The 13,620-nt window shown below is 51.4% G+C and carries 11 protein-coding genes; 7 read left to right on the top strand and 4 right to left on the bottom strand.

Annotation, left to right across the window (positions count from 1 at the left end; translation table 11 throughout):
• Positions 1 to 23 precede the first annotated feature (23 nt).
• Positions 24 to 797 (top strand): EAL domain-containing protein, encoded by a 774-nt coding sequence (locus BZJ17_RS02995; protein ID WP_077639716.1) that lies wholly within the window; start codon positions 24 to 26, stop codon positions 795 to 797.
• A 149-nt stretch (positions 798 to 946) separates the two neighbouring features.
• Positions 947 to 2,332, top strand: a complete 1,386-nt coding sequence (locus tag BZJ17_RS03000; protein WP_077639776.1) for a multicopper oxidase family protein — start codon at positions 947 to 949, stop codon at positions 2,330 to 2,332.
• A gap of 83 nt (positions 2,333 to 2,415) precedes the next feature.
• On the opposite strand, the gene BZJ17_RS03005 is transcribed toward BZJ17_RS03000, so the two are convergent.
• Both BZJ17_RS03005 and BZJ17_RS03010 read right to left on the bottom strand, forming a co-directional pair.
• Positions 2,416 to 3,039, bottom strand: coding sequence for a methyl-accepting chemotaxis protein (locus BZJ17_RS03005; protein ID WP_157893150.1), 624 nt, complete (start codon positions 3,037 to 3,039; stop codon positions 2,416 to 2,418).
• Positions 3,039 to 4,355 carry a methyl-accepting chemotaxis protein gene (locus BZJ17_RS03010; RefSeq protein ID WP_077639718.1) on the bottom strand — a complete coding sequence of 439 codons (1,317 nt, stop codon included), beginning with the start codon at positions 4,353 to 4,355 and terminating at the stop codon, positions 3,039 to 3,041. The genes BZJ17_RS03005 and BZJ17_RS03010 overlap by 1 nt, the downstream gene beginning before the upstream one ends.
• A 242-nt stretch (positions 4,356 to 4,597) precedes the next feature.
• Here BZJ17_RS03010 and BZJ17_RS03015 point away from each other — a divergent pair, with 242 nt between their 5' ends.
• Positions 4,598 to 4,945 (top strand): carboxymuconolactone decarboxylase family protein, encoded by a 348-nt coding sequence (locus BZJ17_RS03015; RefSeq protein ID WP_077481653.1) that lies wholly within the window; start codon positions 4,598 to 4,600, stop codon positions 4,943 to 4,945.
• A 70-nt stretch (positions 4,946 to 5,015) separates the two neighbouring features.
• On the opposite strand, the gene gcvT is transcribed toward BZJ17_RS03015, so the two are convergent.
• Positions 5,016 to 6,131: a glycine cleavage system aminomethyltransferase GcvT gene (gcvT, locus tag BZJ17_RS03020; protein ID WP_077639719.1), complete on the bottom strand. Its 1,116-nt coding sequence runs from the start codon at positions 6,129 to 6,131 to the stop codon at positions 5,016 to 5,018.
• Between the two features lie 82 nt (positions 6,132 to 6,213).
• Positions 6,214 to 6,816 carry an XRE family transcriptional regulator gene (locus BZJ17_RS03025; protein WP_077454961.1) on the bottom strand — a complete coding sequence of 201 codons (603 nt, stop codon included), beginning with the start codon at positions 6,814 to 6,816 and terminating at the stop codon, positions 6,214 to 6,216.
• Positions 6,817 to 7,470: 654 nt separating this feature from the next.
• On the opposite strand from BZJ17_RS03025, the gene BZJ17_RS03030 reads away from it, so the two are divergent.
• The 4 genes from BZJ17_RS03030 (at position 7,471) to gcvP (ending at position 13,553) form a co-directional block, all read left to right on the top strand.
• Positions 7,471 to 8,871 (top strand): L-serine ammonia-lyase, encoded by a 1,401-nt coding sequence (locus BZJ17_RS03030; RefSeq protein ID WP_077639720.1) that lies wholly within the window; start codon positions 7,471 to 7,473, stop codon positions 8,869 to 8,871.
• Positions 8,872 to 8,899: 28 nt separating this feature from the next.
• The gene (locus BZJ17_RS03035; protein WP_077639721.1) at positions 8,900 to 10,198 is read left to right on the top strand and encodes a serine hydroxymethyltransferase; all 1,299 of its coding nucleotides are present in this window, start codon (positions 8,900 to 8,902) and stop codon (positions 10,196 to 10,198) included.
• A 97-nt stretch (positions 10,199 to 10,295) separates the two neighbouring features.
• Positions 10,296 to 10,673 carry a glycine cleavage system protein GcvH gene (gene gcvH, locus BZJ17_RS03040; protein WP_077454958.1) on the top strand — a complete coding sequence of 126 codons (378 nt, stop codon included), beginning with the start codon at positions 10,296 to 10,298 and terminating at the stop codon, positions 10,671 to 10,673.
• Positions 10,674 to 10,688: 15 nt separating this feature from the next.
• Positions 10,689 to 13,553: an aminomethyl-transferring glycine dehydrogenase gene (gcvP, locus tag BZJ17_RS03045; protein WP_077639722.1), complete on the top strand. Its 2,865-nt coding sequence runs from the start codon at positions 10,689 to 10,691 to the stop codon at positions 13,551 to 13,553.
• The last annotated feature ends 67 nt before the right edge of the window (positions 13,554 to 13,620 follow it).

Consider the following 13,620-nt stretch of genomic DNA (forward strand, 5'->3'; position numbering starts at 1 on the left):
TTATTTCATTGATATTTAAATCTATGACACATTCCGCCTCCCAATGTGATGCCTGCAAAAACAAAAAACCGCTCCCTTTTGCCTTTTCAATGGCCTTTCAGCCAATTGTTCAATTATCCACTGGGCGTGTTTTCGCATACGAAGCGCTGGTACGAGGCATGGATGGCAGCGGTGCGGGCAGTGTTTTTAAACATGTAAACGCCGACAATCAGTATCAATTTGATCAGACCTGCCGTATCAAAGCGGTGTCATTAGCGGCAAAGCTCGAGATCCCCTGCTTTTTGAGCATTAACTTTATGCCTAATGCTGTTTACGAGCCCGAACGTTGTATTCAAACCACCCTTAAAGCCGCGCGCGAACACCAGTTTCCGCTCGATCGCATCTTGTTTGAGTTTACCGAAGGGGAAGAAGTGCTTGATTATGGTCATATTCAACGCATTATTCGCTATTACCGCTCGCAAGGCTTTATTACCGCCATTGATGATTTTGGCGCCGGTTACTCTGGCCTAACGGCGCTGGCTAATATTGATACCAATATTATTAAAATCGATATGGCGCTGGTGAGAGATATTGATACTGACCCAGTGAAACAGGCCATTGTTCGCCACAGTGTGGCAATGTGTGAGGAGCTAGGGCGTCAAATTATTGCCGAAGGGATAGAAACTGAGAAAGAATTACGCTGCTTGCATGATTTAGGCATTGACTTCTTCCAAGGGTATTATATTGCCAAGCCTGAATTCGAAGCATTACCCGCCATAAATCAAGCACCTGGCCTCGACATTTTTCACCGTCAATAATCCGACTATCGAGCCAGCAGTCTGTTGCTGGCTTATTTTAACTGCCTCACAGGGTCAATTGATAATCTTTCTCACTTTGACGCGTTCACGGTATAGTAAGTCGATTATTTGATTCGAAAGGTGTTCTTATGACTTGCCGTGACCAAGGCATGCCAGCGCATGGCCTCACTCGACGTCGCTTTCTCCAATCTTCCGCCGCTTTCGCTGCGTTGTCCGCCCTTCCTGCTTGCTCGCTGGTATCCGCATCACGAGATAATGGCATGTGGGAATATCACCTAAGCGCTGAGCCAAGCACTGCGTCTTTAGTGCCCGACCATCAAACGGATGTATTGGCGTTTAACGGCAAGATCCCTGCACCCACGATTCGCTGCCGTCAGGGCGAGCCCGTGACGATTCACTTTACCAATAACCTCAATGAACCCACCACCATTCATTGGCATGGACTCCGTATTCCGATTGAAATGGACGGTGTACCCTTTTTATCGCAAGCTCCTATTCAGCCCGGCGAAACCTTTACTTATCGCTTTACACCGCCTGACGCTGGCACCTTTTGGTATCACCCTCACATGAACTCTGTGGTGCAATTGGGCAAAGGCTTGGTAGGCACCATTGTGGTGGAAGAAGCGTCGCCGGTCGCGTTTGACGAAGAGCATGTACTCATGCTCAAACATTGGCACCTCGACCCCCAAGGGCAATGGAAAGATCTCGCCATTCCTCGTTACAGTGCCCGAATGGGAACGCCGGGTGAATGGGGCACGGTGAACGGTGTTCATCAACCTAAGTATGAACTACAAGAAAATGCCACCACTCGCCTACGTTTAGCCAATGTCGATAATACCCTGACTTATCCTATTCAAGTCCGCGGTGCGGACGCTTGGATTGTTGCCATTGACGGTAATCCGATCGCGACGCCTCGACGACTCGAAGAGCACAAGATCGCCCCCGGTATGCGACTCGATATTGGTTTAGTCGCCCCCAAAGCCGGAACCAATGTTGAGATCATGTACATGAAAGGCCGTTTTCCTTTCCTACTGGCTAGCTTTACCACAACGCCATCCACCTTGGTCGAAAAACCATTGCCCGCCCTGCCACTTAATCCAGTGGCCACTCCTGACTTGGCGAATGCGGAAACACGACACTTTGTCTTTGAATGGGCCGGTGCAATCACACCCGCCGATAAGCAAGGCAAAGGGAAGCACGAATTTTGGCTGATGAACAAACGCGCATGGGAGGGAATGAGCAAAGGCAACATTCCCGAACCGATCGCAACGCTCGAACGGGGCAAAACCTATATTTTCGATTTAAAGAATGTCACTCAGTACCACCACCCAATCCATTTACATGGTCATACCTTTACCGTGCTGGAAATGGACGGTAAACCCGTGACACCTTTCCATACCGATACTGTGCTATTGGGTAAAAATGGCCACGCCAAGGCAGCCTTTGTGGCCGATAACCCTGGCCGGTGGATGTACCATTGTCATGTCATTGAGCACATGAAAACCGGTCTAATGGGGTTTGTTGAAGTGGTGTAGCAATAAACATCACGCGCATAATAAAACGGCGAGCCTACCTGCTCGCCGTTCCTCTTTGGCGCTCCTGTTTAAAGATAGCGCCGTTATGTGCTGGGTTTGTCGGTTTTGAATCGGTTTACCAACTCTGAGAGTTCAGTCGCCACCATACGTAACTCGGCCGCCGTTGCGTTAGTTTGTTCCGCGGTTTCAGCAGCACTATTCGCACCATCCAATACGTTGGTCACATTCTGATTAATGTCTTCCGATACCGAGTGCTGTTCTTCTGTTGCGGTGGCAATTTGCGCGGCCATATCATGGATCTGCCCCACCAACTCTTGAATAGTACCAAATACACTCAGGGCTTCTTCGGTTGCCTCGGTGGTCGTCTGCGAGTGTTCCACACTGCCCTGTAGCTTTTCTGACAGCTGGCTAGTCCGTTGAGTCAAGGCTTGTAACAACTCGTCAATTTCTTCGGTCGATTTGGTGGTCTTTTGCGACAGCACCCGAACCTCATCCGCCACTACGGCAAAGCCTCGTCCATGCTCCCCCGCACGTGCAGACTCTATCGCCGCATTCAGCGCCAATAGGTTGGTTTGCTCGGCAATACCACGAATGGTATCCAGCATAGCGGTGATATTGTCGTTTTCTTTCGTAAGCTCAGCCATGGCGCTATCCGCTTCGTTGAGCGTGGTCGCCATTTCTTGCACTGCTGCGCGCGTGTTATTCATCAAGGCCATGCCGCGATCAACTTCTGATTGGCATTGCTGCGCCGAATCGGCCGTCTGATTACAGTTTTGCGATACCTCATTGGCCGTCGCGACCATTTGATGGAACGCGGTCGCAATCTGCTCGAGCCCTGAGCGCTCAGCTGCTCAGCAAACTGGGTGGTATGATCGGCATGAGATGTAAGTTTCAGCGAGCGATCTTTAATGCCAATAATCAGCTCTTGGATCACATCCACAAACTGGTTAAAGGCAGTGGCGGTCGTGCCTAGCTCATCTTTGCTGGTTACTGGCAAACGTTTAGTTAAGTCACCTTCACCGCTTGCCGCATCACTGAGTCCATCACTCACCGCTACGATCGAGGCAGAGATGCGGTTGACCATAAAGAAGCCCAGCACCCCGAAAATCACCACTAAAAGCACACCAATCGAAATAATCACGGTTTGCAGTTGATTCACCTGCCCTAACACTTCTTGCTGCGGCACAATACCAATTAAACGCCAGCCGCTATCGGGCGCTTGATACTGGTTAACAAAATAAGACTCACCATCAAATGACACCGCCTTGAGCGCACGGCTTAGCGATTGACCGCTGTAGACGCTATTCACGCTATCCACGGATTCAAAGTTGTTATCTGGGTTATTGGGATCGGCCAAGATGGTACCGGTATCTTCCACCAGCACAATGTAACCTGACTGGCCGAGCGTGACCTCGCCAAGCATATTGGTCAATGCCTCCAAGGTAACATCAACACCCACCACCCCGGTTAACCCGTCTTGCGCCTGAAATTCGATAACATAATCCAGTAAAGGCGCTCCTGTTGTAATATCTTGGTAGGAAGGGACTCGAACAGGGTTGTTACCACTTCCTACCCCCGTCTGAAACCAAGGGCGCTGTCGAGGGTCGTAGTTGCCAGACTCCCCTTGTGGCCACTGAATGTAGCCGCCATCGCTTAAGCCCAAAAAGACATAGGCAAAATCATCACGCGAGTTACCCATTGCATCCAATAATTTGAACGCACGGACTTCGGCCGGACTATTCTGAAGCGATGTCATTTGCTTTGACGGGCCCATGTATTTGGCGACACTGCCATCAAGCTCTTGCAAAGCTTGGCTATTGGCTAACATTTTCGCGTTGGCAGACAGGCCTTGTAGATAGAACTTAAACGCATTACCAATGTGCTGCATTTCTTTGTATGAGCTTTGTTCGTAGCTGATTAAGGTACTCGTTCGAAACTGATACAGGGCAACAATGGCAATAATCAACGTCGGCAGTACCACCCCTGTCAACACAATGGCTAAAATACGTTTTTTAATACTCATACTGACCCCCGTCAGTGACTACCTACCGTTTAGCATTAATACGTCAACTATCAATAGTGACTTATTGAGACTAGAACAGGCATTTTCAGGCAGCCATAAAAAAACGGATTTAACGGCTCTGGCAAACCGAAACCAACAGAGAGAGAAAGATTTCTAGGCAATTAATTATAAATCATGGACACGGATTGCATCCTACACACAAAGCAAATACATTAGTCAAAGCTAAAATAAAAGGTGGGACTATGACCAAGAAAAACTATCAAGAAATCAATGAGCAACAATTGGCGTTAAATAAACAATTTAAAGCAAACAGCAGTGAGACTCTGGCGGCATTTGGTCAGCTTCATCGTGCCGCAATGGCAGAAGGCGACCTTGATGTAAAAACCAAAGAGCTAATTGCATTAGGGATTGGTATTGCCGCGCGTTGCGATGGCTGTATCGGCGCACATGTTGCCGCCGCATTAAAGCACGGCGCCACCAAGCAAGAGTGTGTTGAGGCGATCAACGTCGCTATTTTAATGGGCGGCGGCCCTTCGTTGATTTATGGTGCGCAAGCCCTAGAGGCGGTTGAGCAGCTTAGCAACGCGTAACCTTATTGCTCACTGCCCATAAAAAAGCGCAGCTGATTGACGCTGCGCTTTTTATTCTCCGTCGCCCTAGTTAGCCGCGATAATAACGCTGCGGTACAAAGGGCATTTTCTCGACGGTCATGGGCAGCTTTTTGCCACGTACTTCGGCAAACACCTCCGTGCCCACCGCGGTAAATTCCGGTGACACATACGCCATCGCAACCGGCATGCCTTTAGTGGGACCAAAGGTACCACTGGTCACGATACCAATTTCGTTATCGTTGGCATCGAACAACTTGCTGCCTTCACGCACAGGCGCTTTGCTTTGGCCCAAGAGACCAATTCGCTTACGGCTGACCGCTTTAGTGGCAATCTGCTCGAGAATTTTCGCCTCACCGGGGAAGCCTCCGGCGCGCTCACCCTCCGCACGACGTACCTTACTGATCGCCCAAATAAGGCTCGCCTCGATTGGCGTGGTAGTAGTATCCAAATCATGACCATACAGGCACAAACCACATTCCAAACGCAGTGAATCACGTGCACCTAGGCCAATCCATTCCACGTCGTCATTGGCAAGCAGCGCTTTGGCGAGCGATTCTGCATGCTCCGCCGGCACCGAAATTTCAAACCCATCTTCACCGGTGTAACCGGAACGACTCACCACGCAGTAAATGCCATTAATCTCAACAGGTTGAATGTCCATGAACACCATGTCATTAACCTTCGGGTTGAATGTCGCCAACACTTGCGCCGCCTTCGGGCCTTGAAGTGCCAGTAAGGCGCGATCATCAAGCACCTCGACGGTCACATCCCCTTTCAAGTTATCGCGCAGGTGCTGAATGTCCTGTGCTTTGCAGGCGGCGTTGACGACCAGAAAGAGATGATCGCCTAGGTTGGCAATCATGAGGTCATCCAAAATACCGCCTTGTTCATTGGTAAACACGCCATAACGTTGTTTGCCTGCCGGTAAATCAATGACATCAACAGGCACTAAGGCTTCTAGCGCTTTGGCTGCATCCTTTCCTTCGAGACGAACCTGCCCCATATGCGATACATCAAACAGGCCTGCGTGTTCGCGGCAATGGAGATGCTCTTTGCGAACACCGAGCGCATACTGAACGGGCATATCATAGCCAGCAAAGGGGACCATCTTTGCGCCCATCTCAATGTGCAATGCGTGTAGTGGGGTCGTTAGTAACTCTGCCATTGTTCACTCCATGTTCTGCCTAAATGGCGATAAAAAGTAATGCTAGTCGACGATGCGCGTCGCCGGTTTTCGTGACATTGCGTTAGGATGCGGTCACCCACAAGATGAGTGCGTCATCCTCGCTGACCGATGCCAACATATGTCCCATCGTGGCATCGTAATAAACACTGTCTCCCTCATTGAGGGTGATCGCTTCATAGAACTCGGAGTAAAAGCGAATGCTGCCTTCCAACACCAGCAAAAACTCTTCACCGTCGTGACGGATCCAGTCACTATAATCTTCAAAAGCGCGGGCACGGACACGCGATTTAAATGGCATCATTTTCTTGTTGCTCAGTTGCGTTGCCAGTAGCTCGTGTTCGTAGGTACCGGTTGGATGCGCCTTACCCTGACCGGCTCGTGTGATATCACGGCGCCCTGTTGCTTGCCGTTTTTTGGGTGGCGCAAACAACTGAGGCACATCAATGTCTAGGCCGTGAGCAAGTTTTTGCATCGCTTGGAAGGTCGGGGAGATTTGCTCATTCTCTATCTTTGATAAGGTCGAACGCGCTAATCCCGTGCGTTGACTTGCTTCTTCGAGCGTCAGCCCTAACCCCACTCGAATCGCTTTTAATCGTGGGCCCAACCGCAACGGCGCAATAGGGGCGTGCGGTTCATCCTCCCTTTGTGCTTTTTCTACCTGCATTGAGGGATACACATCCTGTGTTAAATGGTTTGTTGACACCGTTGGGCGGCCTCCGCGCTGACATTGTTAACTCTATTAATGCCGCATTCTGACACATCCCACCCTCGAACGGCATCGGCATAGTTAACACTTTTAACAAAAAAGTTTCCTATTGGAAATATAGCTCTATTGGACAAGGTGCAATCGCCTCGTTCCTCTCAAATTCGCGGACCAATGGGTTCGCCGACAATACGCTTGAGAATAAAAGTCCATGAATGACAAGCTGTCAGGTCATTGCTGTACGAAAAATGATGATGAGATACCTGACGCTGTTTGCAATTTACCTCAGCTTAGGATAAAAAGGCAAACGTTTGCGTTGCGAAGTTGATCGCACTGCAGGCGGTCGTTCTGTCATCGCGATCACAACATAGGTTTCCTATTGGAAATTTATTTTGCGGAAAAGTTACGGCTTAGGTACGTTAACAAAATGTTTAAATCATCACCAACGCGTGCCGGTTGTTATCACTCTCGCCGCTTGCAGCGACCTGTTTCAGGTAGCGTTCTGTGGCAAGGATATAAACTGTAGGTAGCACTGCTGATGAGTGAGCAATGCAAGGTGTCTACAAAGACATCTACCAACAACAATACGTACCTTACCTGTGTAGGAGACATGCCATGAGTCACAGCATGTTTGACCTGTTTAAAGTCGGTGTCGGACCCTCCAGCTCGCACACCGTTGGGCCAATGTTGGCCTGCGCACGCTTTTCACAATTCGCGATCCAAACACTCTCGCTCGATGCGATTCATCGCGTGAGCGTCGATTTATACGGCTCCTTGGCGTTAACCGGAAAGGGCCACGCCACGGACGTCGCGTGTGTGATGGGGCTAATGGGCGAAATGCCCGCCACCATCGAATCAGGCGACATAGAAACCATGACCAAAATGGTTAAAAACGGCGGCGAACTGCCCTTTGCTGGTAGTCATTATGTCCCGTTTAGTTGGGATGCGGATTTGGTGTTTCACTACGATCAGGTGTTACCCGCCCATCCCAATGGCATGACCGTCAGTGTTTATGACAAAAAAGACAAATGCTTGGCACGAAAAACCTATTTTTCGGTCGGCGGTGGATTTGTGGTGGAAGAAGGTGAAACGGATGCGCTGGCCTCCGACTTTACGCCCCCCTATCCGTTCAAAAGTGCGGCAGAGTTACTTGAGCAATGCAAAAAAACGGGTATGACAATCAGTGAGTTGATGTTTACCAATGAAATTGCGCAAGCTCAGTATACCGACCCCAGTGCGACGCGGGATACCGTCAATCAAGGGCTCGATCATATTTGGCAAGTGATGCGCGAGTGCATCGACCGTGGTATTCAACAAGGCGGCATCTTACCCGGCGGTTTAAACATTAAGCGACGCGCTAAAGGGATGTACGACGCCATTCATGACAAACAAGCGCATGGATTACCGACAGACAGCAATGATTGGGTCAATCTGTTTGCCATGGCAGTCAACGAAGAAAATGCCGCCGGTGGCCGAGTGGTTACCGCGCCGACCAATGGCGCAGCAGGTGTGATCCCAGCGGTGTTGGCGTATTACGACAAGTTTGTCTCGCCCAACAATCCAGAAGGTATTCGTACCTTTTTAGCGACTTCTGCCGCGATTGGTTCCTTGTATAAAACCAATGCGTCGATCTCGGCGGCCGAAGTGGGTTGCCAAGGGGAAATCGGAGTCGCCTGTTCCATGGCAGCAGCGGGGCTGGCTGCAGCGATGGGAGGCACCAATGCGCAGATTGAAAACGCAGCAGAGATCGGCATGGAGCACAACCTAGGGCTCACTTGCGATCCCATTAATGGCTTGGTGCAGGTGCCCTGCATCGAACGCAACACTATGGGCGCAGTGAAGGCGATTAACGCAACCCGCCTCGCATTGGGCGGTGATGGTGAACACCATGTGTCACTCGATAGCGTGATAAAAACCATGCACGAAACAGGGCTCGACATGATGAGCAAGTACAAGGAAACCTCGCAAGGCGGCCTTGCTACCAATGTGATCCCAATTAATGTGGTGGCCTGCTAAGCCACGGCCAGTCAACAAGGATGAAGCAATGAAACCCAGCTACCCAAACGCAGAACTTGAGCAATTCTTCTCAACCAACTTGTCTGAATCAGACGGTGCCGTGATGGCCGCGATTAACGCGGAACATAAACGCCAGCAGCAACAAATCGAATTGATTGCGTCAGAAAACATCGTTTCGCAAGCCGTGATGCAAGCGCAAGGTACCTGCTTAACCAATAAATACGCCGAAGGTTATCCGGGCCGCCGCTATTATGGCGGCTGCGAGCACGTTGACGAAGTCGAAGCCATCGCTCAAGCTCGTGCCAAACAGCTATTTAACTGCGAGTATGTCAATGTGCAGCCGCATTCGGGCGCACAAGCCAACGGCGCCGTAATGCTGGCGCTACTGCAACCCGGTGACACCATTTTAGGTATGTCACTCGATGCTGGCGGCCACCTCACTCATGGCGCGCGCCCTGCACTATCCGGTAAATGGTTTAACGCCGTGCAGTATGGCGTGAGCAAAGATAGTCTGGAAATTGATTACGATGAAGTCGCTGTGCTCGCTCGAGAGCATCAACCCAAGATGATTATCGCCGGCGGCAGTGCGATCCCTCGCCATATCGATTTCGCCCGTTTCCGCGCGATTGCCGATGAAGTAGGCGCCTACCTGATGGTTGATATGGCGCATATCGCTGGCTTGGTTGCCACTGGCGCCCATCCCTCGCCGTTGCCGCATGCGCATGTGGTCACGACCACTACCCATAAAACCCTGCGTGGCCCACGCGGTGGCATGATCCTGACCAATCACGAAGATATCAACAAAAAGATCAATTCAGCAGTGTTCCCCGGTCTGCAAGGCGGTCCACTGATGCACGTGATTGCGGCCAAAGCCGTTGCATTGGGTGAGGCATTAGAGCCTGAGTTTAAACTGTATATTGATCAAGTGGTTGCTAACGCCAAAGCGCTCGCGGAAGTGCTCCAAGCCCGTGGCTGCGACATTGTTACCGGCGGCACCGATACCCACTTGATGCTGGTTGATTTGCGCCCGAAAGGCTTAAAGGGCAATCAAACTGAGCAAGCACTTGAACGTGCTGGGATCACCTGTAATAAAAACGGCATCCCCTTTGACACCGAAAAGCCCATGATCACCTCCGGCATTCGCCTTGGCACCCCAGCCGGCACTAGCCGCGGTTTCGGTACCGATGAATTTCGTCAAATCGGCGAGTGGATAGGCGATGTGTTGGATGCCCTCGTCGAGGCGCCAGAAGGCAACGCCGACATCGAGGCGCGCGTGCGTAAAGACGTGCAGCAACTTTGCGCACGTTTCCCCGTGTATCGCCAGTAAATTGAATTAAAGAGCTGGCGTCACCAACGCCAACTCATTTTACATTGTAAATCGCTCATTGTTTGAGCAGCTCGTATTTAAAGCAGGAGAGTAACAAATGGACGCGACACTGAAGTTTTCGAAAAGCCATGAGTGGGTTAAAGACAACGGCGATGGCACTGTCACTATGGGGATCACTGATCATGCCCAAGAACTGCTTGGTGATGTCGTGTTTGTCGATCTACCCGAGGTTGGCGACAGTACTGAACAAGGTGAGAGCTTCTCTTTGGTGGAATCAGTGAAAGCCGCGTCTGATATCTATGCCCCCGTAGATGGTGAAGTCGTCGCTATCAATGAAGATTTGGAAGATAGTCCAGAGCTGGTCAACGAAGCACCCTTTGAAGGTGGATGGATTGCCAAAATTAAGCTGGCTGACGATACCAATTTGGATCACTTGATGGATGCAGACGCGTACGCGGCAACGATTGAAGACTAATTCAGGACGAATACCATGACGCAAACTCGTTTACTCGATAGCCTAGTGGCCGATAATGATTTTATCGCGCGCCACAATGGTCCCGATACCAATCAGCAAAATGCGATGCTGGCGGCGATTAATGCCACCAGCCTTGAGCACTTAATTGAAGAAACTGTCCCTGCTGACATTCGCTTGCCAAAACCGCTAAACCTGAGTGCGCCCAAAAGCGAAACCCAGATGCTGGCCGAACTTAGCAACATTGCCGCGCAAAACACCATTAAGCGCAGCCTGATCGGTCAAGGCTACTACCACACGCATACTCCCCCCCCTATTTTACGCAATGTGTTGGAAAACCCAGGCTGGTACACGGCTTATACCCCTTATCAGCCCGAGATCTCACAAGGCCGGTTAGAATCGTTGCTGAACTTCCAGCAGATGGTGATGGACCTAACGGGGATGGATTTGGCGAACGCGTCACTGCTCGACGAAGCTACCGCAGCCGCGGAAGCCATGACGCTGTGTAAGCGTGGCGGCAAGCACAAAGGCAACGCCTTTTTTGTTGCCAGCGATGTGCACCCACAAACCTTGGATGTGATTAAAACGCGCGCCAACTTCCTCGGCTATGACATCGTTGTTGATGACACCGACAAACTGAACCAGCACGATGTATTTGGCGCCCTGCTCCAGTACCCGGGCACTACCGGTGAAGTGCGCGATCTCAGCGCGCTTATCGCGGAAGCGCAAAGCAAGAAGACCTTGGTCGCCGTCGCCACCGATCTGCTTTCACTCACCTTGCTTAAAGCGCCGGGTGAAATGGGCGCGGATGTGGTGATTGGCTCAGCACAACGCTTTGGTGTACCTATGGGTTACGGTGGCCCACACGCCGCCTTTATGGCCACGCGTGACAAGCTCAAGCGCACCATGCCAGGCCGTGTGATTGGCGTATCGGTCGATAGCAAAGGCAACCAAGCCCTGCGCATGGCGATGCAAACGCGCGAGCAACATATTCGCCGTGAAAAAGCGACCTCCAATATTTGTACCGCCCAAGCGTTGCTCGCCAACATGGCTGCTTTTTATGCGGTATATCACGGTCCAGAAGGCCTAAAGAAAATTGCCCGCCGTGTGCATCATCTCACCGCGTTGTTTGCCAAATCGTTACAAGCGGCGGGATTGAGCCTTACTCACGACAGCTTCTTTGATACCGTCACGCTCAACACAGGCGAGCAAACCGATGCCTTGTATCAACAAGCGCAGGACGCCGGTTTTAATCTGCGTAAACTGGATGGCCAGCTCGGCGTGAGCTTTGATGAAGCGAGCACGCTAGCAGAAGTCAATCAATTACTTACCGCGCTTACCGGTCAAGGCAATGCGGAAGCCTTGGCGAGCGATATTGAAGCCGATGAATTTGCCGCAATCCCTGCCGCATGCCGCCGTAGTAGCGCGTACCTGACGCACCCAGTCTTTAACCGCTATCACAGTGAAACCAAGCTGATGCGCTATATGAAGGCGTTGGAAAACAAAGACTTCTCCCTTACCCACGGTATGATCCCGCTGGGCAGCTGTACCATGAAGCTAAACGCCGCGGCCGAGATGATCCCCGTCACCTGGCCAGAGTTTGGCGCCCTGCACCCGTTTGTGCCATTGGAGCAGGCCAAAGGCTATCAAACACTGGGTAAATCACTGCGTGACATGCTGTGTGAAATCACCGGCTACGACGAGATCTCCATGCAGCCGAACTCAGGCGCGCAAGGGGAGTATGCCGGCTTAATCGCGATTCAGCGCTACCATGAAAGTCGTGGTGACAGTCACCGCAACGTGTGCTTGATCCCAAGCTCCGCGCACGGCACCAATCCTGCCTCCGCGGCCATGGTCTCAATGAAAGTGGTTGTCGTTGGCTGTGATAACGACGGCAACATCGACATTGACGATCTGAAAGCCAAGATCGAAAAACACCGCGATGCGCTCTCATGCATTATGATCACCTACCCATCGACACATGGTGTGTACGAAGAAACCGTGCAGCAAGTGTGCGAGCTGGTGCACGAGGCTGGCGGCCAAGTTTACTTGGATGGCGCCAACATGAATGCGCAAGTAGGGCTGACCACGCCGGGCTACATTGGCTCAGACGTCTCGCATCTCAACCTGCATAAAACCTTCTGTATTCCCCACGGTGGCGGCGGCCCGGGCATGGGACCGATTGGCGTGAAATCGCACCTTGCGCCTTTCCTTCCCGGCCATGTCGAGCAAGGTGACGAATTTGCCGTCTCGGCTGCACCTATGGGTAGCGCCTCGATTCTTCCTATTTCATGGGCGTACATCGCCATGATGGGTGAACAAGGCCTGACGCGCGCGACCGAGTTGGCGATTCTCAGTGCCAACTATGTGATGGAGCGTTTGCGTCCCTACTACCCCGTGCTTTATCGCGGCAAAAACGGACGCATTGCGCACGAATGTATTATCGACATTCGCCCGCTCAAAGAGGCATCCGGCATCAGCGAAGAAGACATTGCCAAACGCTTGATGGATTATGGCTTCCACGCGCCGACCATGTCGTTCCCGGTCGCGGGCACCCTAATGGTTGAGCCGACCGAAAGTGAAAGCCAAGAGGAATTGGATCGCTTCTGTGATGCCATGATTGCTATCCGCGAGGAAATTGCCAAGGTGCAAGACGGTGAGTGGACGCTGGAAGACAACCCATTGGTCAATGCACCCCACACCCAAGCGGATCTAATGGCTGACGAATGGTCTCACGCCTATTCACGTGAGTTGGCTTGCTTCCCATCTGCCCATAACAAGGCAAGCAAATACTGGCCATCAGTCAACCGTGTCGATAACGTCTACGGTGACCGCAACCTGATTTGCTCTTGCCCTAGCATTGAAAGCTATATGGATGAGTAATCGACTCCGCTTTCGGCAATAGTGATGTTAAAGGCGAGCCGCTCGGTTCGCCTTTGTTATTGTTGAG

Origin of the sequence: Salinivibrio sp. IB574 (assembly GCF_001996205.1) — a bacterium.
Lineage (GTDB): Bacteria > Pseudomonadota > Gammaproteobacteria > Enterobacterales > Vibrionaceae > Salinivibrio > Salinivibrio proteolyticus.

Bases quoted from the DNA above. Each gene is read 5' to 3' on its own strand.
- BZJ17_RS02995 (WP_077639716.1), top strand. From the start codon at position 24: ATGACACATTCCGCCTCCCAATGTGATGCCTGCAAAAACAAAAAACCG.
- BZJ17_RS03000 (WP_077639776.1), top strand. From the start codon at position 947: ATGCCAGCGCATGGCCTCACTCGACGTCGCTTTCTCCAATCTTCCGCC.
- BZJ17_RS03005 (WP_157893150.1), bottom strand. From the start codon at position 3,039: ATGAATAACACGCGCGCAGCAGTGCAAGAAATGGCGACCACGCTCAAC.
- BZJ17_RS03010 (WP_077639718.1), bottom strand. From the start codon at position 4,355: ATGAGTATTAAAAAACGTATTTTAGCCATTGTGTTGACAGGGGTGGTA.
- BZJ17_RS03015 (WP_077481653.1), top strand. From the start codon at position 4,598: ATGACCAAGAAAAACTATCAAGAAATCAATGAGCAACAATTGGCGTTA.
- gcvT (WP_077639719.1), bottom strand. From the start codon at position 6,131: ATGGCAGAGTTACTAACGACCCCACTACACGCATTGCACATTGAGATG.
- BZJ17_RS03025 (WP_077454961.1), bottom strand. From the start codon at position 6,816: ATGCAGGTAGAAAAAGCACAAAGGGAGGATGAACCGCACGCCCCTATT.
- BZJ17_RS03030 (WP_077639720.1), top strand. From the start codon at position 7,471: ATGAGTCACAGCATGTTTGACCTGTTTAAAGTCGGTGTCGGACCCTCC.
- BZJ17_RS03035 (WP_077639721.1), top strand. From the start codon at position 8,900: ATGAAACCCAGCTACCCAAACGCAGAACTTGAGCAATTCTTCTCAACC.
- gcvH (WP_077454958.1), top strand. From the start codon at position 10,296: ATGGACGCGACACTGAAGTTTTCGAAAAGCCATGAGTGGGTTAAAGAC.
- gcvP (WP_077639722.1), top strand. From the start codon at position 10,689: ATGACGCAAACTCGTTTACTCGATAGCCTAGTGGCCGATAATGATTTT.